21 protein-coding genes are annotated in these 24968 nt (G+C 64.9%); 6 read left to right on the forward strand and 15 right to left on the reverse strand.

Annotation, left to right across the window (positions count from 1 at the left end; translation table 11 throughout):
- Positions 1 to 4: 4 nt before the first annotated feature.
- From yoaA to V6E02_RS01055, 9 genes are all read right to left on the reverse strand, one after another.
- Positions 5 to 1957, reverse strand: a complete 1953-nt coding sequence (gene yoaA / locus V6E02_RS01015) for a DNA repair helicase YoaA (RefSeq protein ID WP_347306276.1) — start codon at positions 1955 to 1957, stop codon at positions 5 to 7.
- A 585-nt stretch (positions 1958 to 2542) separates the two neighbouring features.
- The gene (locus V6E02_RS01020) at positions 2543 to 3325 is read right to left on the reverse strand and encodes a secretin N-terminal domain-containing protein (RefSeq protein ID WP_347306278.1); all 783 of its coding nucleotides are present in this window, start codon (positions 3323 to 3325) and stop codon (positions 2543 to 2545) included.
- Positions 3322 to 3783, reverse strand: coding sequence for a hydrogenase maturation protease (locus V6E02_RS01025; RefSeq protein WP_347306280.1), 462 nt, complete (start codon positions 3781 to 3783; stop codon positions 3322 to 3324). Before V6E02_RS01025 ends, V6E02_RS01020 begins: the two co-directional genes overlap by 4 nt.
- A complete protein-coding gene (locus V6E02_RS01030; protein WP_347306282.1) occupies positions 3780 to 5078 on the reverse strand; it encodes a Ni/Fe hydrogenase subunit alpha in 1299 nt (432 codons plus the stop codon). Before V6E02_RS01030 ends, V6E02_RS01025 begins: the two co-directional genes overlap by 4 nt.
- A complete protein-coding gene (locus V6E02_RS01035; RefSeq protein ID WP_347306284.1) occupies positions 5062 to 5844 on the reverse strand; it encodes an NADH-quinone oxidoreductase subunit B family protein in 783 nt (260 codons plus the stop codon). The genes V6E02_RS01030 and V6E02_RS01035 overlap by 17 nt, the downstream gene beginning before the upstream one ends.
- Positions 5844 to 6680 carry an FAD/NAD(P)-binding protein gene (locus tag V6E02_RS01040; RefSeq protein ID WP_347306286.1) on the reverse strand — a complete coding sequence of 279 codons (837 nt, stop codon included), beginning with the start codon at positions 6678 to 6680 and terminating at the stop codon, positions 5844 to 5846. The genes V6E02_RS01035 and V6E02_RS01040 overlap by 1 nt, the downstream gene beginning before the upstream one ends.
- The gene (locus V6E02_RS01045) at positions 6670 to 7779 is read right to left on the reverse strand and encodes a 4Fe-4S dicluster domain-containing protein (RefSeq protein ID WP_347306288.1); all 1110 of its coding nucleotides are present in this window, start codon (positions 7777 to 7779) and stop codon (positions 6670 to 6672) included. Before V6E02_RS01045 ends, V6E02_RS01040 begins: the two co-directional genes overlap by 11 nt.
- Before the next feature lie 46 nt (positions 7780 to 7825).
- Positions 7826 to 9505, reverse strand: coding sequence for an ABC1 kinase family protein (locus V6E02_RS01050; protein WP_347306290.1), 1680 nt, complete (start codon positions 9503 to 9505; stop codon positions 7826 to 7828).
- Positions 9505 to 10161, reverse strand: coding sequence for a DUF6781 family protein (locus V6E02_RS01055; RefSeq protein ID WP_347306292.1), 657 nt, complete (start codon positions 10159 to 10161; stop codon positions 9505 to 9507). Before V6E02_RS01055 ends, V6E02_RS01050 begins: the two co-directional genes overlap by 1 nt.
- A 128-nt stretch (positions 10162 to 10289) precedes the next feature.
- Here V6E02_RS01055 and V6E02_RS01060 point away from each other — a divergent pair, with 128 nt between their 5' ends.
- The 6 genes from V6E02_RS01060 to V6E02_RS01085 all read left to right on the forward strand — a co-directional run bounded on the left by V6E02_RS01060 (position 10290) and on the right by V6E02_RS01085 (position 18421).
- Positions 10290 to 10793, forward strand: a complete 504-nt coding sequence (locus V6E02_RS01060; RefSeq protein WP_347306294.1) for a C40 family peptidase — start codon at positions 10290 to 10292, stop codon at positions 10791 to 10793.
- A 58-nt stretch (positions 10794 to 10851) separates the two neighbouring features.
- Positions 10852 to 11559 (forward strand): hypothetical protein, encoded by a 708-nt coding sequence (locus tag V6E02_RS01065; RefSeq protein ID WP_347306296.1) that lies wholly within the window; start codon positions 10852 to 10854, stop codon positions 11557 to 11559.
- 72 nt (positions 11560 to 11631) lie between these two features.
- Entirely contained in the window at positions 11632 to 12627 is a 996-nt protein-coding gene (locus V6E02_RS01070) for a Fe(3+) ABC transporter substrate-binding protein (protein WP_347306298.1), read from the forward strand.
- A gap of 108 nt (positions 12628 to 12735) precedes the next feature.
- Positions 12736 to 14304 carry an ABC transporter permease gene (locus V6E02_RS01075; RefSeq protein ID WP_347306300.1) on the forward strand — a complete coding sequence of 523 codons (1569 nt, stop codon included), beginning with the start codon at positions 12736 to 12738 and terminating at the stop codon, positions 14302 to 14304.
- Between the two features lie 2 nt (positions 14305 to 14306).
- Complete coding sequence (locus V6E02_RS01080; protein ID WP_347306302.1) at positions 14307 to 15353, forward strand: ABC transporter ATP-binding protein; 1047 nt, start codon at positions 14307 to 14309, stop codon at positions 15351 to 15353.
- A 38-nt stretch (positions 15354 to 15391) separates the two neighbouring features.
- Positions 15392 to 18421, forward strand: coding sequence for a hybrid sensor histidine kinase/response regulator (locus V6E02_RS01085; RefSeq protein ID WP_347306304.1), 3030 nt, complete (start codon positions 15392 to 15394; stop codon positions 18419 to 18421).
- Positions 18422 to 18520: 99 nt separating this feature from the next.
- Here V6E02_RS01085 and V6E02_RS01090 read toward each other — a convergent pair whose 3' ends face one another.
- The 6 genes from V6E02_RS01090 to clpB form a co-directional block, all read right to left on the reverse strand.
- Positions 18521 to 18790 (reverse strand): hypothetical protein, encoded by a 270-nt coding sequence (locus tag V6E02_RS01090; RefSeq protein WP_347306306.1) that lies wholly within the window; start codon positions 18788 to 18790, stop codon positions 18521 to 18523.
- A gap of 172 nt (positions 18791 to 18962) precedes the next feature.
- A complete protein-coding gene (locus tag V6E02_RS01095) occupies positions 18963 to 20153 on the reverse strand; it encodes an iron-containing alcohol dehydrogenase (protein ID WP_347306308.1) in 1191 nt (396 codons plus the stop codon).
- Positions 20150 to 20455 carry an antibiotic biosynthesis monooxygenase gene (locus tag V6E02_RS01100; protein ID WP_347306310.1) on the reverse strand — a complete coding sequence of 102 codons (306 nt, stop codon included), beginning with the start codon at positions 20453 to 20455 and terminating at the stop codon, positions 20150 to 20152. The genes V6E02_RS01095 and V6E02_RS01100 overlap by 4 nt, the downstream gene beginning before the upstream one ends.
- A gap of 10 nt (positions 20456 to 20465) precedes the next feature.
- Positions 20466 to 21365, reverse strand: coding sequence for an ankyrin repeat domain-containing protein (locus tag V6E02_RS01105; RefSeq protein ID WP_347306312.1), 900 nt, complete (start codon positions 21363 to 21365; stop codon positions 20466 to 20468).
- Between the two features lie 2 nt (positions 21366 to 21367).
- Positions 21368 to 21787 carry a secondary thiamine-phosphate synthase enzyme YjbQ gene (locus V6E02_RS01110; protein WP_347306314.1) on the reverse strand — a complete coding sequence of 140 codons (420 nt, stop codon included), beginning with the start codon at positions 21785 to 21787 and terminating at the stop codon, positions 21368 to 21370.
- A gap of 507 nt (positions 21788 to 22294) precedes the next feature.
- On the reverse strand, positions 22295 to 24892 hold the full coding sequence (gene clpB / locus V6E02_RS01115) for an ATP-dependent chaperone ClpB (protein WP_347306316.1): 2598 nt from the start codon (positions 24890 to 24892) through the stop codon (positions 22295 to 22297).
- Positions 24893 to 24968: the final 76 nt, after the last annotated feature.

Consider the following 24968-nt stretch of genomic DNA (forward strand, 5'->3'; position numbering starts at 1 on the left):
CGCATCATGCGCCCCCGAGCCGCGCCTGCCGCGGGGCCTCCTCGAAGAAGCGTTCCGCCTCTCGCTGCTCGCGGGTGCGGCGCATGGGCGGTAGGCTTTGCCAAATGCGGCGTCCGTATGCTTTGTCGATCAGCCGTGGGTCGCAGATCATGAGCACACCACGGTCGGTCTCAGACCGAATGAGGCGTCCTGCCCCTTGCTTGAGAGTGATCACGGCATGGGGGAGCTGGTATTCCATGAAGGCATTGCACCCCTCCCGGTTCAGCCGTTCGATGCGCGCCGCGAGCACCGGGTCGTCCGGCGGTGCGAAGGGCAGGCGATCGATGACGACTACCGATAGCGCCGCGCCCGGCACATCCACGCCTTCCCAAAAGCTTTGCGAAGCCACCAGCACAGCATTGCCGAGCCGGCGGAAGCGTTCCAATAATGCCGTGCGCGTACCTTCGCCCTGGAGCAGCAGCGGGAAATCCAACCCCTCGCGGGCGAAGGCCTGCTCGAGTAGCCCATGGGCCTCGGTCATCGCCTTCAGGGTGGTAAACAGCAGAAAGGCACGACCACCGGCGGCGCGCAGGATGGGCAGGGCGGCTTCCACCACCGCCTGGGTGTAATCACCGCGATTCGGCTCAGGTAGGCCCTGTGGAACGTAGAGCAGCGCCTGGCTGGCGTAATCGAAGGGGCTGTCGAAAGCCGCCGTGCGGGCCGCCTCGAGCCCCATGGTGCGCTGGTAATGGGAAAAATCCCCCTTCACCGCCAGCGTGGCGGAGGTGAAGATCCAGGCCCGGGCTTGACCCTCGATGTGGCTGCGCAGGGTATCCGCCACCGACAATGGCGTGCCGTTGAGCTGAAAGCCGTGTGGGGAAGCTTCCACCCAACGCACCACTTCCCCTGCCGAGTGCGTCCGCCACTGGCGCAAACCCTGAGCCAAAGTCTGTGTCCGCAGTCGGCAGTTTTCAAGGCCCGGCGCGCGCTCCGCCTGGGCAGCGAGCGCCTCTTCCAGCTCGCAAAGACGTGCGGCAAGCGCATCGAGCGCCGCTTCGAAACCGTCCTTGGCGAGCGCCCGTTCCAGCGGCGCACGCCAACTTTCTCGCGGCAGAGTCAGACGTACTTCGCGCACCGCCTTCTCCAGGGCCTGCGCCGCCTCCGGTAGGCTGGTGGCATCGCGCGCATGGGCGAGCGCCTCGCTGCGGCTGTCGCGGGCAAGCTCCAGCAACTGACCCGCGGTGATGCTGCTACCAAAAAACAAGCTGGCGATCTCCGGCAGCTGGTGCGCCTCGTCCAGGATCACCGTGTTGGCCGCAGGCAAAAGCTCCGCCACCCCCCCTTCGCGCAGGGCGAGATCGGCGCAAAACAGATGATGGTTCACCACCACCACATCCGCCGCCAGCGCGCGACGGCGCGCTTCCATCACGAAGCATTCGCGATAGTAGGGGCACTCGCTGCCCAGGCAGTTGTCGCGTGTGGACGTGACGTAGTTCCACACCGTGGCGCTCTCCGGCACGCTACTACAGGCTGCCTTGTCGCCGCTGTCCGACGTACGCGCAAATCGCTCCACGTGCGGCAAAAGCCTGGCATCGCGCCGGTCGAAAAAGCGTCCTTCCGCGCAGGCCCGCTCCAGGTGGTAGTGGCAGACGTAATTGGCGCGCCCTTTCAGCATGGCCACCGTCACCGGCAGGCCCAGCGCCGCCCGCACCGCGGGAATGTCCCGCAGAAAAAGCTGGTCCTGCAGAGTTTTGGTGCCAGTGGAAATGATGACCTTGCCTCCCGCAGTGAGAGCAGGAACCAGATAGGCCAGGGTCTTGCCGGTCCCCGTGCCCGCCTCCACCACGAGCTGCGCACAAGAGCCAATGGCCTCGGCGACCAGACGCGCCATGGCCACCTGCTGGGGACGGGGCCGAAAACCCGGAATGGTCCGCGCGAGAGGACCATTGGCAGCGAAAAATTCAGCTGGATCGGGCATGGCGCTGGAAATGCTAACACGCGCCGAACCAGGAAGGCCGATCTGGCTTGGCTATTGAGCATTACGTAAATAGGTGACACCTTTGTGTCGTCCCCGCGAAAGCGGGGACCCAGGAACATGGTGAGAAATACCCTGGATTCCCGCTTTCGCGGGAATGACGTTTGACTTACGCAGCCTGTCAACGACTTACGTAACGCTCAATAGGCTCAGCAAAACGCCTAATACAACGCTATCGACACTTGCAAAACCAAGTGACAGGCCACGCATGGCACCGTCATTCTCACGAAGGCGAGAATCGAGAATATTTGGCCATTTTCCCGGATGCTCGCTTGCGAGGCACCACGCTGGCCGCTGCGAGCCTCGCGGCAAGTTTCCGTTGGTCGCGGTGAAGTCGCCGATTGTTCACCGCCTCCTTGGCGGCGGCTTGCGCAACCGCCCCGCCGGCGAATGTCAGGCTGCCTGCCGGAAGCGCTTTCTCGCTCAACCCTTGCGCATTGGGGAGGAAGCCTCCGACGAAAGCCACCGTGGCCTTGCCGAGCACGCCCGAGGCCCAGTCTCGGCCGGCCAGCGCCGCCCCGGCGCAGCTCAGGGCAATAGCTCCACCTTGACGCGCATGCTAAAGGCAAGCGCATCCCGGCCACGGGTGCTGTAGGCGATGCCCCCGGCATCCCCCTCCGACGTGACGTTCACCCCGCCCAGCTCGATCCATTCGCCCAACCGTCCGGAGACCGTGGTGGCGGCCGCTTCCACTGCCACGCTCCGGTCGTCCACAAGTCGACTGCGTCTGGGATGGATGTCCAGGAACACGCGATCGCCCGCCAACCGGGGCACCACCTCAAAGCCCGTGTCCACGTCACGGTAATCGGTGGTTTCCTGGACCACCGTGCGACCCCAGGCGTCCCGCGTCACCACCTGGCGGCGAAAAGGCACCGCTGTACCGGTGCGAATGAAGGCGGAATTGCCTTCCAAGACTTGCAGGCGTTGCTCGTCCTGGCGCTCGCCCTGCGCGCGATTGGACCAGACCTGCGCCTTCACGCCTTGAGCCGGCCCGATCTCACCAGCTACGGCAGCGCCCATGTCTTCGCCGGTTGCGCTGCCTCCCATGCGCACGCTGATCATCAGCCGCCGCGGCGCGCTGTCGAGGCTGGCCAGCAACTGGCGGATCTGGGCCAGCCGCTCCGGCGTGGTGCGTACGATCAGCTTGTTTTGCATGCCCGTCACCACGCCATCCGGCCCCACCAACGACTGAATCACAGGAATCACTTGTTCGGCGCTACGCCATTGCAGGGGGATCACCTCCAGCCGCGCCTCCGCCCAGGCGGCAGCCGAAATGATGAAAAGTAGCGCAGCCTTCAACCATATCTTCATGTTCCGTCTCCTTGCCCCTCACATTCCGCGCACACCGCCTCCACCAGCACCGGCAACGCCGCTGCGAGATGGGCGTCGAGGCCGAATGCCTGCCGCGGGTGGATGATTTCCAGTCCGTACAGGATGAAACGACGCGGCCCGTTGCCGAGCCGACGGCTCAAGGCAAGCGCGTCCGCCAATCCAAAGCCATGGGTGGACGTGTGCCGGGCCAATTGCCGCAGCACCGCCTCCTCTTCCAACCGGTGCAGGGTGCCGACCGGCGCGCCGCTCACCACCGCATCCACCAGGATCGCCTCGTCCAGTCCTTCCAGGGCCTGCACCAGACGCGCGCCCGGCCGGTCCAGCGTCCACACGGGAATCCCCAGGGGCGCCAGCCGGGCTGCGATGAGGGGCGCGGCGGCCATGCCCAGCGCATCGTCACCAAAGGGTGAACCCACGCATAGCACCGCACGCTTCATGTGCGTTCCAGCCTCAGGCGTAGGAAATGGGTGGCACAGGAAATGCACGGATCATAGTTGCGGATCACCTGCTCCGCGCGCAGGCGCAAAGCCGCCTCGTCGCGGTCCAGCCCGAAGGCACCGAGGTTGGCGGCGAGATCCGCCTCGATGCGCGCCTGGTTCTGGCTGGTGGGCGGCACGATGCGCGCCGAGCTCACGCAGCCGCGCGCGTCGAACGCATAGTGGTGCCAAAGCAGTCCCCGCGGTGCCTCGCTGGCACCAAAGCCTTGCGCCGCCCGGGGGGTCATCGCGACAGCCGGCTGGTCGGTCTCCTGGTAACGGTCGAGCAGATCGACGGCCTCGCTTAAGGCAAACAGGATTTCCACTGCCCGCGCCACCACGCTGTGGTACATGTTGCGCGAAGGCCAAGTAATGCCCGTGGCCTGTGCGCGTTCGCGCACCACCTCCGGCAACTGCGCAAAATGACAGTTCAGGCGCGCGAGCGGCCCCACCAGATAAGGCCGCCCACGCAGCAGACAGTGCAGGGCCGTGGAATGGGGCACCTGCCGCTCCTCGAACACGTGGGGAAAATCGGCGATGGGGATGTCCAGTCCCCGATCGGAGACGATGCGATCCCCCATCATGGGGTAACGCCCGGGCTCGCTTAAGCTCACACATTCGAAATCTTGATCGTCCGCGGGCAGGGGCCAGGCGGCACACCACGCCACCAGCGCCTCCGCCTCGGGGAGCGCGGCCAGTAGCCGCTCGCGCAGATGCGACGCCTCGGCATGGGTGGGGCTGTGGTGAAAACCGCCCACGCGCGCGCCTACCGGATGAACGGAACGCCCGCCCAGGAAGCGGATGATGTCGTTTCCCAACGCCTGCAAGCGCAAGCCACGCCGCACTGCCTCCGGCGCCTTCTCGGCGAGGGCGACCACGCTGTCGCAGCCGAAGAAGTCAGGCGCCGCCAGCAAATGGATGTGCAAGGCATGGGATTCGATCCATTCTCCACAGTAGAACAGGCGCCGCATGGCTTCTACCCAGGGCGTGACGCGCACGCCAAAGGCCGACTCGATGGCCCGCACCGCGCTCATCTGATAGGCCACGGGGCAGATCCCGCAGATGCGCGCCACCGCATCCGGCACCTCCTCGAAGCTACGCCCCTCGAGCAGCTTCTCGAAGAGCCGCGGCGGCTCGTAGATATTGAGCTGCAGTCGCTCGATGTGCCCATCGCGGATGAATAGCTCGAGCGCGCCCTCGCCTTCCACGCGCGAAAGCACGGGCACGTCGATGCGGATCTCACGGCGTTGCGTCATGGTCCTCCCCTGCCGCGCGCCGGAAGGCTTGCGCCCCGGCAGCGATGAACAGGAAACGTTGACGGGCCTCCTCGGCGCGCAAACCCAATTCCTGGAAGCGCGCAACGAGCGCGGCGCCGTTGACCTGTTCAGCGGGCCCGAAACAGCCATAGCAGGCGCGTTGATGGGCAGGGCACAGCGCCCCACAGCCACCATGGGTGACGGGCCCCAGGCACGGCTCACCCTTTGCCACCAACACGCAGATCTGCCCCGCTCGCTTGCATTCGAGACACACGGAGTCTGGCTCCCTGCGTGGCCGCACACCCAGCAGCAGATCAGCCAGGGCCGCCATCACCTGGCGTGGACTCACCGGACAGCCGGGCAGTTCCAGATCCACCTTCACGTGCTCGGCAATGGGCGTAGAGGTGTCCAGTGCGTCAAGCATCTCGGGCCGGGCATACACCGCCGCCAGCCAGTCGCCTTGACGCATACGCCCGTTGCGTAGCGCCTGGATGCCACCTGCGGTGGCACAGGCTCCTAGGCTCACCAGATAGCGGCTGCGCGCCCGCACGTCACAAATGCGTGTCGCATCGTGCGCAGTCGTGATGCTGCCTTCCACCAAGGCGATGTCGGCCTCGGCCTCGGGGTCCACGATACCGGCCTCGGCAAAGTGCACGAAGCGTACCCGCGTGGCGAGTGCGAGTAGCGCTTCGCCGGCGTTGAGCAAGGCAAGCTGGCATCCGTCACAAGAGGCAAACTTGTGTACTGCGACGCGTGGCTTTTCCATCAGAAGCCCCGCACACCGAACCAAGAGCGAACTTGGGCGAAGTTGAAGACCGGGCCATCGCGACAGACGAACTGGCCACCAATCTGGCAATGCCCGCAATGGCCGATGCCGCATTGCATGTTGCGTTCGAGGGATAGAAACAGCGCCGTGTCGGGCAGCCCCTTGTCCATCAGCATGCGGGCCGCCGCCAGCATCATGCCTTCCGGGCCGCACATCATGACAACGGTGCGCTCGGGATCGGGTTCGGCCTGAGCGATGAGTTCGGTCACCGGCCCCACGTGCCAGGGCCAGGCGCCACGCACCGCGTTGGCCGCCACGTGCACCTCGGTGTTGGGCACCTGGGACCAGGCCTGGTACTGGTCGCGGTAGATCATGTCATCGCTGTGCTTGACGCCCTGAATGATGGTGAGCTTGCCGAAGCGACGCCGGTGGCGGATCGCGTAATGGATGACGGACACCACCGGCGCGCAGCCCAAGCCCCCGGTGATGACCAGCAGATCCCGCCCTTGCGCCTCACTAAGCGGCCAGCCCCGTCCGTAGGGACCGCGGATGCCGACACACTCGCCCTCATGCAGACTGGCCAACCCCTCCGTGACGCGCCCCACACAGCGGATGGTGTGGTCGAACACGCCATCGAGCTCCGGATCCGAGACGATGGAAATGGGCACCTCGCCCACGCCCAGCAGATACACCATGTTGAACTGTCCCGGCGCGAAACGATAGCGAGCGCGCAGGCCAACATCCTCGAAACGCAGACGCAAGGTGAAGACGGTATCGGACTCCTGCCGCCGCTTAAGGATGCGCGCTGGCTGGGGCAGGTAGGGGTTAAGCGCCATCGGCTGCCTCCGCAAGCAGGACTTCGACCTCCTCGGTGAGATCGATGCCCACGGGGCACCAGCTGATGCAACGGCCACAGCCCACACAACCGCTGCGCCCGAATTGCGCCTGCCAACCGGCAAGCTTATGGGTGAGCCACTGGCGGTAGCGCTGACGAATTTCGGGGCGGACCTGGTATCCATGCAGCCAAGCATGTCCCGCGCTGAAGCAGGAATCCCATTGCCGTTCGTGCACCGTCGCCTCGCCTTCAAGCGCAGGCACGTCTTGCTCTCGATGGCAGAAACAGGTGGGACAGACCTGGGTGCAATTGCCGCAGGAAAGACACCGTGCCCCAACGTCTTCCCACCGGGAATGATCCAGCCGCTGGTAGAGGCGGCGCAAACGCTCCGGCGCCGGCAGGCGCCTGGTTTGCGCGGCCGCGGCCAGCCCGATTGCCTGGCTGGCGGCAGCCCGTTGTTCCGGCGTGGCGGGGGCGAGTACGAGGGCCTGCATTAGCTCCCGTCCTTCCTGGCTGCCGGCCTGGGCAACGAAGCCATCGTCGAGTTCCGTCAGGGCAAGATCGAATCCCGCCGCAGCCTGCGGCCCATCGCCAGTGGCGGCGCAGAAACAGGTGTCGGCGGGATGGGTGCAGTTGACGGCGATGAGTAGCATTTCCTCGCCGCGCGCGGCGTAATAGGGGTCGGGGTGAAGGCCCCCCAAAAAATGACGGTCGTGGATGGCCAATGCCGCCAGATCGCAGGCACGCACCCCCAAGAAGGCGAGCGGACGCGGCGGCGGCACAAGCTCTTGTACCTCGAAACAGCCCGCTGCCCGGCGTGCCTGCCACAAAGGCTCGCGTGGCGCAAACAGAAAAGGCTTGATGGCCTGCGCACCGTTGGCCCAGGCAAAGCAGCGACTCCCAGCCGTCTGCTCGAGACGGTAACGACCAGGCGCTTGAGCATCCCGCCAGCCCCAAGGGAGCTGTGTCGCAGCATCGATCGTATCGTAGGCGATGACGCCCGCACGCACCCGAGGACCGATCACGCGGAAGCCCTGGGTCAGCAAAAGTTGGATCAGATCATCGAGACGGGCGTGGGGCAGGAACGACACGTCATTCATGTTTACCTCATCCACCCATCTGACTCGCCGATGACATAGCCGCCCTTCAGTCCCGTCCGGAGCGCCAGATGGAAAACACCAACCAGATGCTGTTCATCACCGCCAGCAGGAAACCAAAAAAACCCAGCACCGGCATGCCGAAGATCTTCGGCCCGCCCTGGATGGTCATGACGATGGAGGAGCCGATGATGAGGCTGGCGGTAAGAATGCCCAGGGTAAGCCGGCTGGCACTGCGATCGATCTGGTTGCCGAAGCGCTCGAGCCGCTTGAGATCCAGGTCGATATGGGCGCGTCCCTTGCGCAGTTCCTTGAAGAAACGCGAAAGATCCCGGGGCAGCCCCATCAGCACGCTCGCCATCTCGGCCACACCACGCTCCGCTCGCTTGGCCAATGCCTGCGGCGAGTAGCGCAGGGGCAGCACCTGGGTCATGAAGGGTTCCACGTGTTCCCCCATGTCGAATTGGGGATCCAGCTGGCGGCCCAGACCTTCCAGGGTGATGAGGGCCTTGAATAGCAGGGTGAGATCCGGCGGCAGCACCAGATGGTGTTCTCGCATGATGACGGTAAGCTCCGATAGCAGCCGTCCCATGCTGATGTCGCGCAGCTGCACGCTGGAATAGTTGAACACGAATTCGATCAGATCCGAAGCCAGGCGCGCCTCGTCCACCGGCCCGTCCCCGCTCCATTCCAGGATCACTTCCAAGAGCGCGCGCTCGTCCTTGCGCAAAAGGGCCAGCAGCAGATCCGTGATCTGGTTGCGCCGCTCGGTGGTGAGCATGCCGGTCATGCCGAAATCGATCAGCCCCAGGCGATGCCCCGGTAGGTAGAATACATTGCCAGGATGAGGATCGGCATGGAAATAGCCATGGATCAGAATCATCTTCAGCACCACGTTGGCGCCGCGCACCGCCAGCAGCCGACGGTCGAGACCGGCCGCGTCCACCTGATCCAGCCGATTGCCCGGGATGCCCTCGATGCGTCCCTGTACGTTCATCACCGCGCTGGTGTAGTCCCAGTACACGCGCGGAATCACCACCGTGGGATCGTCCGCGAACATCTCCCCGAAACGTTCCACCGCACGCGCCTCGGCGGCGAGATCCAGTTCCCGGCGCAAGGATTTGGCGAATTGCTGCACCACCCGCCGCGGCTGGTAGCGGCGCGACTCCGGGATCTCCGACTCCAGCAGCGCCGCCAAGTGGCCCATGATGCGTAGATCCGCCTCCACCTTGGGCACAATGCCCGGGCGGCGAACCTTGAGCACCACCGGCGTGCCATCTGGCAGCAACGCATCGTGCACTTGGGCAATGGAGGCCGCCGCGCGCGGGGTGGGATCGATCTGGGCGAAGACTTCCTGCGGCGGGCGCGTGAGCGCCTGCGTCATGTCAGCCAGCAGCGCCTCGAAGGGCACCGGCGGCACCTGGTCTTGCAGCCGCTCCAGCTCGGCGATCCACTCCGGCGGCAGCAGGTCCACGCGTGTGGCAAGCACCTGGCCGAGCTTGATGTAGGTGGGCCCCAATTCCTCCAGCATGCGCCGGAAGCGCTGCGGCGGTTCCAGCCGGGTGATCTCGCTTTCCTCTTTCCAGTGCAGGATGCGGCCCGCGCGCTCGAGGGCGCTGACCAGGCCCATGCGCCGCACCAGGTCGCCCAGCCCGTGGCGAATCAGCACGGAGCTGATCTCGTGCAGCCGGGGAAAATCCCGCACCACACTGATCGTCTCCCACAGCATCAGCGGTCCTTCCCGCCTGCCTTGTCTTGCAGCGCCTGGGCCACGCCAGCCAGGATGCCGCTTGCCACCAGGGCCAGCCTGCGCGCCACCTCACCCGCCGCGGCCGTGCCCTGCGCCGCCCCGTTCTTCACGATCGGCGCGGCGCGGTTAGCGAGGCTTTCCACGGTCTCGGCCACCATGCGACCCGTGTCGGTTCCGGTCCGGCGCGCGTGGGTGAGCAGATCGGCGAACGCCTGCTTCACCCGCTCCTGGGCGCGCTCGCTGCCGCGCCCCAGCGCCTCCAACAACGCCCCTTCTAGCCGGCGCAGATCCTCGAGCACGGGGCGGAGGTCTTCCGCTGTGAGGGCCTTGCCTTCGGCAATGAACTGCTCGGCGGCAAGCTTGGTGGCCTCGGCCGACTTGCGCACGGCTTCATCGAGGCCGGCCAGGGCATCGGCGGCAGCCGCCTTGAGCTCGCCGCCACGCCGCGCAAGGCCCAGGCTCACGCCTTCGGTGACGGCGGCGAGCACCGCGCGCAATTCGGACAGCTCCAGGGCGCGCGACGTAAGCGCCCGCAGGGTGAGATCGCGCACCGCGGTGCGTAGATCCGGGGCCTGTTCGGCGCTGGCGGCGGCCTCTTCCCGGACGCTTTCGATGGAGATGGGCGTGGCGTTCATAGCGGACTCCTGTTGGCTGGCGATTAGGCCAAATCATAGCGGAAACGCCAGCAGGCAACCGGGAAACCCGGGGCAGGTCCGGGCGCGCCGGCTTTGACTTCGGGCGGAAACTCCCGTTTAATCCGCCCATGGCTGCCAAATCTCATGCCCTCGTCCTGATCCTGTGCACCCTCGCCCTCCCCTGCCGGGCCGAGCCGGCTCAAGGGGAGGCATCGCGCAGCCAGGAACCGGCATTGATGGCAGGCCCCACCACGGATCTCACTCTTTATGCCCTGAGCCTCAACGGCACGGCCTACCGCTACGGCGGCAGCGATCCGGAAGGCGGGCTCGATTGCAGCGGCTTCGTGGGTCACGTCTTTCGCGAGGTGGCAGGTATCGACCTGCCCCGCAGCGCCCAGGCCATCGCCCAGCTGGGCCGCAAGATCGGCATCAGTGAACTCAAGCCCGGCGATCTGGTGTTTTTCAACACGCTGCGGCGGGCGTTTTCCCACGTGGGCATTTATCTCGGCAACCAGCAGTTCATCCACGCCACCAGCAGCCGTACCGGCGAGGTCCTCATCTCCAGCCTGCGCGAGGCCTACTGGGCGCGCCGTTTCGACGGTGCACGCCGCATCGATCTCGCCGGGCAATAAACCCCGGCCCGTCGTCGGCCGGCTGCGCCAGGCGGCCTTCGATGAGAGGGAAGCAATCATGGCTTGCTCCTTTCGCACTTTAGCCCGTCTTCTGGGCGTGGCTGTGTCGGGCTTGGGTCTGTCGCTGGCCGCGCTTGCTCAGGACATGAGCCAGCAGGAACTCGAGGACTGGTTCAATGACGACACCAGCGCACGCATCGCCGCGGTGAATACGGGAGAGCTGGTATTCCTCGCCACACCACCCGCCAAGCCCGTGCATCACCATCACAACATCCTCACCGTGGACGACCGCACGCTCGCAAGCGGCTGGGCAGAGCTGCGGCAATGCCATGGCAATCTGGACCGGGTCTTTGCCACCCAGATCGTGTTTCGTCCGGAACGCGTGCGAAATCTGGTCATCCTGAGCCGGGAAGGCATCGGTCAAGCCTGGGTGGAAGGCGCGACGGTGCAGTTGCGCGACATTGGACCCAATGCCCGCATCTGCCTGCGCCTGCAAAGCCAGGTGCTCATGCCCAACGCGGACGGCACCTACCACGTGAATAGCGGGCCCTTCATGCGCCGTTTCCTGGATGGCTACTATCCCATGCACGTGACCATGGAGGTGCGGCTCCGTACCCGGCACCTGCGCTTTCTCGACATCACGCCCGCCAGTCAACAAGGCTTCCAAGTAAGGGTCACAGCCCATCAAGTGCGCTTCGATACCTGGTTCGAAGGGCGCCTGCAAACCCTCATCCGCTTCACCCGAGTAGGCACGCCACCAGGTTGATGCATGCTTTTGCGAATTATTCGCGTTTGCGTTAACATGCCTTGACGTTTTCTTTAACCGGAGGTCAAGCCCATGTTTTTACGACTATTTCTACCCTTTGCTCTGATCGCTGCCACCCTCCTTCCCGCCCGCGCGGAGGAAGTGGTGGTCTATTCGGCGCGAAACGAGCAACTCATCAAGCCCGTGTTCGATGCCTACACCCGTGCCACCGGGGTGCAGGTCAAATTCATCACCGACAAGGAAGGGCCGCTCTTGGCCCGGCTCAAGGCGGAAGGCGCCAACACGCCCGCGGACCTATTGCTCACGGTGGATGCCGGCAATCTTTGGCAGGCGGCCGAGGAAGGCGTGTTGCAACCGGTGGATTCGGTCGTGCTGGAGCGCAACATCCCGGCCAGCCTGCGCGACCCGGCCAAGCGCTGGTTCGGCCTGTCGGTGCGCGCCCGCACCATCGTCTACAACACGCAGCGGGTGCGGCCATCCGAGCTTTCCACCTATGAGGCGCTCGCTGAGCCGAAATGGAAGGGGCGCCTGTGCCTGCGCACCTCGAAAAAGGTTTACAACCAATCTCTGGTGGCCATGATGATCGCCGAACATGGTGAAGCGAAGACGGAGCAAATCGTGCGCGGTTGGGTCGCCAATCTCGCCACCGACCCCTTCCCCGACGATACCAAGATGATGGAAGCCGTGGCGGCTGGCCAATGTGACGTGGGCATTGGCAACACTTACTACTTTGGTCGACTGATGGAAAAGAACCCCAATCTGCCCCTGGCGCTGTTCTGGCCCAACCAGCGGGGCTCCGGGGTGCACGTGAACATCTCGGGCGCGGGCGTCACGCGCTTCGCTAAGAATCGCGCCGGCGCCATCCGCCTGCTAGAATGGCTCTCCTCCAGGGAGGCCCAAAACATATTCGCCGACGTGAACCTGGAATACCCGGTGAACCCAGCGGTCAAACCGGATCCGATCGTGGCCGCCTGGGGCGAGTTCAAGCGCAATCCCATCAACGTGGCCAAGGCTGGTGAACTGCAGGCAGCAGCCGTAAAATTGATGGACCGAGCCGGGTATAAATAACCAAGCATGTCCCTCGACACCCTTTCCGGGGCAAAAGCGCCGCAAGGCGCTTTTGCCTTTTTGCAGCCTCGGAAATCGCCGGGCCCCTGGCGCCTGCTGACTGCAAGCGTGACCTTGTTCATGGCCATTCCCCTGCTGGTGGTGGCCTCCGCCATGCTGCACCCAGATCGGGAGACCTGGCGTCATCTGGCAGAGAACGTCCTGGTTGGCCTGGTGCGCAACACGCTCCTGCTCACCCTGGGCGTCAGCCTCGCCACCGCCGTGCTGGGCACCGGACTCGCTTGGCTCACGGCAGTGTGCGAGTTCCCGGGGCGCCGGTTATTTGCCTGGAGCCTGATGCTGCCCCTGGCGCTTCCCGCCTACGTCACGGGCTTCGTGCTGGTGGGGCTGCTGGATTTCACGGGTCCGGTGCAGACCTTTTTGCGCGAGGTCTTCGGGCCGAATTTGCGCCTGCCACCCATCCGCTCGGGGGGTGGCGCGGCCCTCGCCCTCACCCTCGCCCTCTACCCCTACGTCTATCTGCTGGCGCGCAATGCCTTCTTGAGCCAAGGAAGGCGCGCCCTCGAAGTGGGGCAGAGTCTGGGACTCAGCCGCCGCCAGGGTTTCCTGCGCATTGCGCTGCCCATGGCGCGCCCATGGATCGCCGGCGGCGTCGCCCTGGTGGCCATGGAAACCTTGGCCGATTTCGGCACCGTGGCCGTGTTCAACTACGACACCTTCACCACCGGCATTTACAAGGCCTGGTATAGCCTGTTTTCCCTGCCCGCAGCGGCCCAGCTCGCCTCCGTGCTCATGCTCATCGTGCTGGTCGTTTTGCTCGTGGAGCAACACCTGCGTTCAGGCATGCGTTACACCCAGACAGGACGCGCAAGCCAAGCACGCGAGCGCATCGTGTTGCGCGGCGCGGCGGCCTGGGGCGCAAGCCTCATGTGCGCGGCGGTGCTCGCCGCCGCCTTCGTCGTGCCGGTGGGGCAGCTCGCTGTGTGGACGCTGGAAGTTGCGGCGCGTGACCTAGACAGCCGTTACTGGGCCTACCTCGCCCGCTCGCTATTATTGGCGAGCAGCGCTGGCCTGTTGATCGCCGGCGTGGCGCTCCTCATGGCTTATGCCCGCCGGCACCACCCCGACACCCTGATGAACGTGATGGTGCGCATCGCCACCCTGGGTTATGCGGTGCCGGGTGCGGTGCTGGCCATCGGCATCTACCTGCCCATCGCGTGGTTCGACCATGCCTACGTGGCCCTGATGCGGGAACTGTTCGCCCGCGACGCCGCGCCGCTTCTGTCGGGCACGCTTGCGGCCATGCTCTCCGCCTATCTGGTGCGTTTTCTGGCGGTGGCATATGAACCGGTGTCGGCAGCCCTGCAGCGCATCACGCCCAGCATGGACGAGGCCGCGCGCAGCCTCGGTCTCACGGGACGCCAGCTGCTGGCACGGGTGCACCTTCCCCTCCTGCGCGGCGGCGTGCTCACCGCGGCGCTGTTGGTATTCGTGGACGTGATGAAGGAAATGCCCATTACGCTGATGACCCGTCCCTTCGGGTGGGACACCCTTGCCACCCGCATTTTTGAGATGACTTCGGAGGGCGAATGGGAGCGCGCCGCCCTGCCCGCCGTGGCGCTGGTGCTAGCGGGGCTCGCGCCCGTGATCCTGCTCACGCGGCAAACGGAGCGCTGAACATGGCGGCAGCCCTTGAGTTGAAGGAGGTGGAAAAGCGCTTCGGCGCAACGAAAGTGGTACAGGGCGTGTCCTTTCATCTGGCCCCGGGCAGCATCGCCTGCCTGCTTGGCCCCAGCGGCTGCGGCAAGACCACGGTGTTGCGCCTCATTGCCGGCTTCGAAGAAGTCAGCGCCGGTGAGATCCTCCTTGATGGCAGCGTGGTGAGTCGGCCGGGGCATACCCTGCCGCCCGAGCGGCGCCAGGTGGGCATGGTGTTCCAGGATTACGCCCTGTTTCCCCATCTGAGCGTGGAGAAAAACATCGCTTTCGGTCTTTCCCGCTGGCCGGCCGCCGCCCGCGCCACGCGCGTCAAGGAGCTGTTGGAACTGGTGGGCCTGGCAGGCTACGCCCGGGCCCATCCCCACGAGCTCTCCGGTGGCCAACAGCAGAGGGTGGCGCTGGCGCGGGCGCTAGCGCCCCGGCCCGAACTGCTGCTTCTGGACGAGCCCTTCTCCAACCTGGATGTGGAATTGCGCGAGCGGCTCGGCCTGGAACTGCGCCAGATCCTCAAACACGAAGGCATGACCGCCATCCTGGTGACCCACGACCAGCAGGAGGCCTTCGCCATGGCAGACGAGATCGGGGTCATGCACGAGGGCCGCATTCAGCAATGGGATAGCGCCTACCGCCTGTATCATCAGCCCGCCAACCGCTTCGTGGCCGACTTCATCGGCCAGGGCGTGTTCCTGCCGGGCACGGTGCTCAACTCCCATCAGATCGAAATCGAGCTGGGCATCCTCGACGGGTCCTTTCCTCGCGAATGCAGCAAGGGCTGTCCGGTGGACGTCTTGCTTCGCCCCGACGACATCGTGCACGACGATAGCAGCCCTCTCCTGGCGGAAGTGGTGCACAAGGCCTTTCGCGGCGCCAGCATTCTCTACACGCTGCGCCTACCGAGCGGGGGCACAGCCCTCTCCCTCGTGCCCAGCCACCACGATCACGCCTTGGGGGAAAAAATCGGCATCCGTCTCGACGTGGATCACGTGGTGGCGTTCAAGCGCCTATAATCCCGAGCCTGCCATACCTCCTGCGCGCAGCGTCCCGCATGGTGAAACCACCCCGCCCGTTCTCCCACAAGATGGCTTTGAGCGTCGCCGCCGGCTTCGCGCTGGTGCTCGCCCTCATGGTGTCGCTGGCAGTGGTCGGCCTGCGCGAGATGGCCTCCATCAACGACCACCTGGAACGCATCGTCAACGAGAACAACGCCAAGGTGGAACTCGCCACCGCCATGCGTGATGCGCTGCGTCAGCGCATCATCACCATGCACAGCATCGTCATCGCCCCCGATCCCTTCGAGCGCGAAGAGGCCTTGCAGCGCTTCTACGAATACGGCATCCAGTTCAACAACGCCCGCCAGAAGCTGGATCGGCTCGCCTTAAGCCGCGAGGAAAAAGCGGTGCTGGAACGCATCCGCACTCTGGCCAACGTGGCCCAGCCCAAGGTGGTCAGTGGCATCGAGCATGCCATGAACGACGAGCAGGAAGCAGCCCTGCGCATCCTGCGGCAAGACGCCATCCCCTCCCAGCAGCAGCTGGTGGCGCAACTGGAGGCCATGGTGGATCTGCAGCGTCAGGCAAGCCGGCAGGCCGCCGAGGAGGCCGCCCGGGCCTACCGTCAAACGGTGTGGTTAATGATCGCCCTTGGAACCAGCCTGGTGCTGCTGGGCATCGTCGTCTCGGGCTGGGTAGTGCGGCACATCAGCCAGCAGACCCAGCAGATCGTGCGCGAGCAGGTGAAGTACAAGACCCTGTTCACCACCAACTCCGATGGCATCGTCCTGGTGGCCGATGGCCGCTTCATCGACTGCAATCCCGCCACCCTCACCATGTTCGGCTACGACAGCGTGGAAGCCTTCTGCCGCACCACGCCCGCCGAGCTAGGCCCGGCGAGCCAGGCGGACGGCACACCCTCCGGCGAATACGGCATGCGCCAAATCGAGAAGGCGATACGCGAGGGCCACTGCCAGTTCGAATGGCTGGGCCGCACGCGCGACGGGCGCGTCTTTCCGGTGGAAATCGCGCTGCACGCCATGACCCTGGACGACAAGGTGGTCGTGCAGGCCATCATGCGCGACATCACGGAGCGCAAGGAAAGCGAAGCGCGCCTGCGCGCCGCCTATGATGCCGCCTTGGAAGCCTCGCGCATCAAGTCCCAATTCGTGGCCAACGTCAGCCACGAAATCCGCACGCCGCTCAACGGCATCATCGGCATGGTGGGGCTGCTCCTGGACTCGAACCTGGATCCAGAACAGCGGGATTATGCCGAAACCATTCGCTTCTCGTCGGAAGCTTTGCTCACCATCATCAACGACATCCTCGACTTCGCCAAGATCGAGGCCGGACGTATGGAACTGGAGATCGTTCCCTTCGATCTGCGCGAGACCGTGGAAGAAGCCCTGGAGCTATTCGGCGAGCGCGCCCATGCCAAGGGTCTGGAGATTGTCTGCGATCTGCCACCCAACTTGCCGACACAGGTATCGGGCGATCCGGCGCGCCTGCGCCAGATCCTGATCAACCTGGTGGACAACGCCATCAAGTTCTCCCAACAGGGCGACGTGGTGGTGCGCGGTCGAGTCACAGCGGTAAGCGACACTGAACTCGAGCTGCGGATAGAGGTGAGCGATGCCGGCATCGGCATCAGTCCAGAAGGCATGAAGCGCCTGTTCCAGGCGTTCTCCCAAGCAGACGGCTCCACCACGCGGCGTTATGGCGGCACCGGACTTGGGCTTGCCATCTCGCGCCAACTCGCCCAGCTCATGGGTGGCGACATGGGGGCGCACAGCACGCCGGGAATGGGCAGCACTTTCTGGTTCACCGCACGTGTCAAGCCGGCCGGTCCCGTGACGAATGCCGACGCGGCCCCTGCCCTGCGTGACGTCCCGGTCCTGCTCGCCGTGCCCAACACTCACCTGCGAGAGGTGCTGGCGCGTCAGCTGGCCCACTGGGGCATGCGAGTGGAAGTCGCCCTCACCAGCGTGGACGCCCACACCAAGTTAAGCCACGCGGCACACCGTGGCGCGCCCTTGAGCGTCGCCCTGATCGACGTCCAGCTATTGGAGGGAAGTGGTGAGAAGCTGCTTTACGCCCTCGATCAGGATCCGGCTCTGGCGGGTCTCAAACAGATCTTGCTCACGGGCATGGCACCCAGGCCTGCGTGGCGTGCCTGGCTCACACCGGGACGACGCGTGCATCTGCCCAAACCGGTGCGCACCGGCCGCCTGCAGAGTCTGCTGGGCGAGCTTTTGGGCTACGCCCTGCCCGCCCCTGTCCCGGCGGCCCCGGCCAAACATGCCGCGCCGGTGCGCGTGCTGGTCGCGGAGGACAACGTGGTCAACCAGAAGGTGGTGAGTCACATGCTGCGCAAGCTGGGGGTGCGCGCCGACGTGGTGGCCAACGGCAAGGAGGCTGTGCAAGCCATGGCGCGCATTCCCTACGACCTCCTGCTCATGGACTGCCAGATGCCGGAACTGGATGGTCTGGAAGCCACCATCGAGATTCGCCACCGGGAACTCACCCTGCCCGAGCCGCGGCGCACCCCCATCGTCGCCATGTCCGCCGATGCGCGACCGGAAGCCAAGGCACGCTGCACCGCGGTAGGGATGGACGACTACCTGGTCAAGCCCGTGCGCCTGCCGGTCCTCGAGCAAACCCTGCGGGCCTGGATCCCATCCTGGCAGCAACCCCAGCAAGACGCCATGAGTGAGGAAAACCCGCCAGGCCCGGCCATTGACCTGGACAAGGTCCGGCACATGATGAAACGCAATGCCACAGCGGAGCAGGAACTCATCATGCTCTACCTGTCCACCACCCAGGGTTCGCTGATGGAACTGGCGAACGCGGCGCAACGGGAAGACACAGCAACCTGCGCCGCCAAGGCCCACGAGATCAAGGGTGCCTCGGCCTACGTGGGTGCCCAGGAGATGCAGCGGCTCGCGGCTGCGGTGGAGCTGGCGGCTCGCAACGGGGAGTGGGAACGGGTACGTGCTGCGACGGAAGAACTGGAAGCGGCGTTCATCCGCGTCTGGGCCCAGGTCAACCAGGTGGAAGCCAACCAAGACATCTCGGTTCATCCTTGACACGGGCGCCGAAACGAGGAGACAGGCTGCGCCTGGAGTGAATGCCGCTTTGGTATCGAGGACTCTCCCACCGCCCTCGCCGCAGCGGCCGCCGGGCCGCTACTGCCGCGCTGGCGAGGGCCGCAATCCGGGAAAATGCCCTTCCACGATGCGCCGCGAGGCGGGGCTGAGATCGCGCGCTTCCCTGCGCCTGAGGCTCGCCTTGACCTCGGCCTGGTACACGGTCTGGATGAGCTGGGATGCCAGCGCGCGGGCTTCCTGGGGCGTGAGATGAAGCACCGTGCCACCGAAATCCACGCGCACCCGTTCCCCCTCCTCGCCTTCCGCGACACTGACAGCGACGGGGCATTCGGTTCTATCCTGATGCATGGCTGAGTCTCTCCTCGTCGATGGATATCCGAGGCAAGAATCTGCAAGCGCCGTGCCAGAACCCAAGCATGCGTCCATGCGGCTGATTTGCTGCGGATTTCTGCGCCGGTTCGGGCCATTCGGCGTATGCCCGGCGTGGAAAGTCCGACAGCGCCGTCGGCGGCCCATCCAATCACAGACGCTTGACGAGGATTTCGCGCACCTCGTCGTCGCTCAGCACGATGGGATTGGTCTTCATGCTGGAGCCACGGCAATGGGCTACGATGCGGGGCAGGTCGGCCTCGGTCACCCCGTAGGCGGACAGGCGCGGCAGGTCAAGGGCGCGGGTGAGCTCGGCTAGGCTATGCACCAGGAACACCCGCGCGCCCACCGGCTCCAGATGCGTCTTATTGCGAAACAGCCGTCCGGCCTGGGCATATTTCACCAAGGCGGGGTTGTCCGGATCGCGCGCCTCCATGATGTCGATATTGGCCCGCGTGGCCTCGGCCACCAGGGTGCCGCAAACCACTCCGTGGGGGATGGGGAAGAAAGCGCCCAAGGGAGAGGCCAGCCCATGCACCGATCCCAGCCCCGCCTGGGCAAGCGTGATGCCCGACAGTAGGGCGGCGTAGGCCATCTTCGCCCGGCCCTCCGCCGCACGCGGCCCGCCTTCGTACCACTGCAGCAGTCCATCCCGCGCCGCGGTCAGACCACTCAAGGCAAGCGCATCGGTGAACGGATTGGCCTTGGTGGAGACGAAACTCTCCAGTAACTGGGTGAGCGCATCCATGCCATTGGCGGCGATCAGCTGCGGCGGGCAAGACGCCAACAGGTCCGGATCCACCACCGCGTATTCCGCGACCAGTTTCTCGTCGCCAAAAGATTTCTTGTAGCCGTTCTCGCCGCGCACCGAGAGCACTGCGTTCTTGGTGGCCTCTGAACCCGTTCCAGCGGTAGTGGGAACGGCAATGAAGGGCGTGGCGGGCCCCAGGTAGGGCCGTTCGGGTCCCACCCCCTCCAGGTGGTCGAGCACGGAATTGCCGGGCTTGAGCAGTCCGGCAATGGCCTTGGCCGCGTCCAGCACGCTGCCGCCGCCGATACCCAGCACCACCTCGATCGCCTCCGCGCGGAAACGCGCCACCGCCTCGTCCACCAGCTGCGGCGAGGGTTCGCCAGTGACGGTGAGGCGCTGCCAGCTGATTCCCGCCTGTTTCAGGCCGCTTTCAAAGCGTTCCCAGTGCCCTGCCGCTTCCAGGGAATGGCCGCCGGTGACGATCAGGGCGCGCTGACCGAAACGGGCAGCCAGCGCCGGGACCTTCGCGAACATGCCGGCCCCGAACTCGATGCGGGGCAGGCGCGAGACGGAAAAGGGCGCAAGCTTCATGGCAGCACGAACGCCGGACAGAGCAAATGATGCGCCACCCCCTGACGGGGCTCAGCCATCCAGGGCGCCACCAAGTCACGCCACTTGAGATAATGGGCTGTCTGCTTGTGGGCGGCGGCGGCCGCGGCGTCGCGGAACACTTCGTAGAGCACGAAGCGCGTGGGGTCCTCCGCCTGTTGCAGGACATCGAAGCGAAGATTGCCGGATTCGGCCACGCTAGCCAGATGGTTCTCCCGGGTGGCGGCAATGAAATCCGCCACATGTTCCGGCTTGACGTGGACATGGACCAGGGTCACGTGCATGGGGTCTCCTTCACTCTTGCAAAAGCGCCACAATGTCCTCGCGCCGCGCCTTGCGGGCGAGGCTTAGCGGCGTGTCGCCCGCGAGCGTGGTGGCCCGCCGGTCGGCGCCGCGCGCGAGCAGGAAGCGCACCACTTCCAGATGACCGTTGGCACAGGCCTTGTGCAAAGGCGTAAAACCCTCGTGGCCCGCCTGGTTCAGCAGTGCGCCCCGCTGAACCAGCATCTGTACGATGGCGTGATGCCCGCGGCTTGCTGCCTGCATGAGCGGTGTGAAGCCGTAGGCGGTCATGGCGTTGGGATCGGCCCCCTTGTCGAGGATGAACAGCGTGGCGCGTTCATAGCCATTGAGGGCCGCCCAGTGCAGGGGCTCATAGCCGTGCCGGTCCCGGGCCCGCACATTGGCGCCGCGGGAAAGCAACAGCAGCGCCGTCTCCTCGCGCCCATTGAACAAGGCCACCATGAGGGGCGTCCAGGAGTCGGCACGGCGCACGTCCACGTCCATTCCCGCACGGAGGAACAACAACACCTCGTGCGTCTGCCCCGCCTCCACGCGGCGAAACAGGGCATCAGGCGCGAAGCGCTCTCCCCGCCGCGCGAGCCCGGCCAAAAATTGGGTACGCTCGGCCTCATCCATGGGCCGCTCGTCGGCCCATGGATCGGCATTGGCCTCTTCCCGCGCACGCCAGTGCTGATGGGCCAGGGACAGGCGCAGAATCTCCCGCGCCACCTCCGGCGGGAAGCCCTGCCGGGTTTCCGTGTCGGCCACCGCCAGCTCGGAGAGATAAGCCTCACAGGCATCCGTGCCCCACAGCTCGACGATACGCTCCAGGATGCGCGGGTAGTCGCGCTCCAAGGCATGGGGATAACGATCCGGTTGATCCGCAAGCCAGCCCGCAAGACGCGCATCCATGGTCATTCTCCTAGCAGGTGCAGCACCACCTGTCGGTGCTGGGGCGCACTGCGGTGCTCGAACACGTAGATACCCTGCCAGGCACCCAGCACCGGCGCACCCTCCCGCACGGGAATGGAAAGACTGGTCTGGGTAAGCGCCGCACGCACGTGGGCGGGCATGTCGTCGGGCCCTTCGATCACGTGCTCGAACAGGGGATCGCCATCCGGCACCAAACGGGCGAAGAAGCGCGTGAGATCGGACTGCACGTCCGGGTCGTAATTTTCCTGAATGAGCAGACTGGCCGAAGTGTGGCGGATGAAGAGGGTGAGTAGACCAGTGGCAATGCCGGTTTCGCGCACCCAGCGCAGGACTGGCTCGGTGCACGCGTACAGTCCCTTGCCACGGGTGATGATCTCGATCACATGATTGGCCTGACGCATGGCGCGATTGTACTGCGAGAACACGGCAGCCGAAGCCGCGATGCGGTCATGCGATGGAAGGTCGGATAGGGGGCGACACGTTCCCGTCGCCCCGGAAGGCGCACGGACCCACAGAAATGGCCATGAAATACGCCCGTATCCGCCTACGTGGGCATGACGTCCCAACCGTCAGTCCGGCTAGCCGAAAGGAGAGCCGGAATCCAGAAACGTCGGTGGCTTAAGCCGAGGCGTCCTGGATTGCCCCATGCGTGGGAATGAGGGTTCGTTTCGCACTCGGCGAGTGGAGCGGGGAAGCGACGCCGATCGCGGCTAAAGCCCCTCCCACAAGGTCTTCCCCACCCGGCTGGTGGGCGGTACTCAAGCCATGCAGGTCTTTCATTGCGCGCGCGGCTTGCTACGACCGGGAAATCGAGAAGCGGCGATAGTCCGGACAACAGGGGGCGCAATCGCCGCTTGCGCGGGAATGACCATCGCCGCGTAGCGTTTCGCGACTGTCAGCGCCCGCCCTCAGGCAGCCTGGGCGAGAGTTCCCTTCTCGAACACGATCTCGCCGCCACGCACATCGACGCGAATGACATCCTTGGGCCCGAAGTGTCCCGCCAGGATTTCCTTCGCCAGCGGGTTTTCGATCCGGGTTTGGATTGCCCGCTTGAGCGGTCGCGCCCCGTACACCGGATCGAAGCCCGCCTTGGCGATTTCCGTCAGCGCCGCATCGGTGACTTCCAACCCCATGTCCATAGCCGCCAGCCGCTTCGACAGGTAGCCAAGCTGGATGCGAGCAATGGCCTTGATATGCTCCTCGCCCAAGGGATGGAACACTACCACCTCATCGATGCGGTTGATGAACTCCGGCCGGAAATAGTTTTTCACTTCCGCCAGCACCGCTAGCTTGATTACCTGGTAGTCGTCCCCCGCCATCTGCTGAATCATCTGGCTGCCCAGGTTGGAGGTCATGACGATCACCGTGTTGCGAAAGTCAACCGTGCGGCCCTGACCATCGGTGAGGCGCCCGTCGTCCAACACCTGCAGCAAGACGTTGAACACGTCCGGATGTGCCTTCTCCACTTCGTCCAGCAGGATCACGCTGTATGGCTTGCGTCGCACCTGCTCGGTGAGATAGCCACCCTCCTCATAGCCCACGTAGCCGGGAGGCGCGCCAATCAGCCGCGCCACGGAGTGCTTCTCCATGTACTCGGACATGTCGATGCGGATCAAATGGTCCTCGGAATCGAACAGGAATGCCGCCAGCGCCTTGCACAGTTCGGTCTTGCCCACGCCGGTAGGTCCGAGGAAAAGGAAGGAGCCATAGGGCCGGTTGGGATCCGACAAGCCCGACCGGGAACGCCGGATGGCATCCGATACCACGCGCACCGCCTCGTCCTGTCCCACCACCCGCTCGTGCAGGGCCTCTTCCATGTGCAGTAGTTTGTCGCGCTCCCCCTGGAGCATCTTCGCCACCGGGATACCGGTCATGCGCGAGACCACCTCGGCGATCTCTTCCGCGCCGACCTGGGTGCGCAAAAGCTTGAACTTGCGCTTTTCGGTTCCGGCAGCTTCGGCCTGCTTGAGCTGCGCCTCCAGCTGCGGCAACTTACCGTACTGGATCTCCGCCACCTTGTCGAGTTGGCCCTTGCGCTGCAATTCCGCCATCTCGGCGCGCAAGCGCTCTATTTCTTCCTTGATGTGCTGAGTGCCTTGCACCATCGCCTTCTCGGCCTTCCAGATTTCCTCCAAGTCGGAGTATTCCTTCTCCAGCTTGCGGATCTCTTCCTCCAAGAGCGCTAACCGCTTCTGGCTGGCCTCGTCCTTCTCCTTGCGCACCGCCTCGCGCTCGATCTTGAGCTGGATCAGCCGCCGCTCCAGCTTGTCCATCGCCTCCGGCTTGGAGTCGATCTCCATCTTGATGCGCGCGGCCGCTTCGTCGATGAGGTCGATGGCCTTGTCCGGCAGGAAGCGGTCGGTGATGTATCGATGGGACAGTTCTGCCGCGGCGACGATGGCCGGGTCGGTGATCTCCACGCCATGATGGACCTCGTATCTCTCCTGCAAGCCGCGCAGGATGGCGATGGTGTCTTCCACCGACGGTTCTTCCACCAGCACCTTCTGGAAGCGGCGCTCCAGCGCGGGGTCCTTCTCGATGTACTTGCGGTATTCGTCCAGCGTAGTGGCGCCGATGCAGTGCAGCTCGCCGCGGGCGAGCGCGGGTTTGAGCATGTTGCCAGCGTCGATCGCTCCTTCCGCCTTACCGGCGCCCACCAGCGTGTGAATCTCGTCGATGAACAGGATGATGCGCCCTTGCTCCTGGGCGATTTCCTTGAGCACGGCCTTGAGCCGTTCCTCGAATTCACCGCGATATTTCGCGCCTGCCAGCAGACCGGCCATGTCGAGGGAGAGCACCCGCTTGTTCTTGAGCGTCTCCGGCACCTCGCCATTGACGATGCGCTGCGCGAGCCCCTCCACGATGGCCGTCTTGCCGACGCCAGGCTCACCGATCAGCACCGGGTTGTTCTTGGTGCGCCGCTGCAGAATCTGGATGGTGCGACGAATCTCGTCGTCGCGCCCGATGACCGGATCGAGCTTGCCTTCCCGCGCGCGCTCGGTGAGATCAATGGTGTATTTTTTCAGGGCCTCGCGGGTCCCCTCGGCTTCCGGATTCTGCACGGTTTCACCTCCTCTGATGGCATCAATGGCTTTTTCGATCGCGGCCCGGTTGGCACCCGCATCCTTCAAGGCGCGGCCGGTATCACCTTTGTCCTCGAGCGCCGCGAGCAGAAACATTTCCGAGGCGATGTACTGGTCGCCGCGTTTCTGTGCCTCCCGGTCGGTGAGGTTGAGGAGATTGTTGAGGTCACGGGAAATGTTGACCTCGCCTCCATGGCCCTCGACCTTGGGCAGGCGGTTGATGGATGCCTTAAGGCCCGCCCGCAGCGCCTGCACATTGACGCCGGCGCGCTCTAGAATGGAGGCGCTACTGCCGTCCTCCTGGTTGAGCAGCGCCAAAAGCAAGTGCTGAGGCTCGATATAGGGATTGTCGTTGCCCACCGCCATGCTCTGGGCATCGGCGAAGGCCTGCTGGAACTTGGTCGTGAGTTTATCGAAACGCATGACTGTCCTTTCGGGATTTTTCGGGTTTCTCCCAATATAGGGGGCGAGGGGCCGATTTCAATGCCGCTTTGGCGCT

Source organism: Thiobacter sp. AK1, assembly GCF_039822265.1.
Classification (GTDB): Bacteria; Pseudomonadota; Gammaproteobacteria; order Burkholderiales; family Thiobacteraceae; genus Thiobacter; species Thiobacter aerophilum.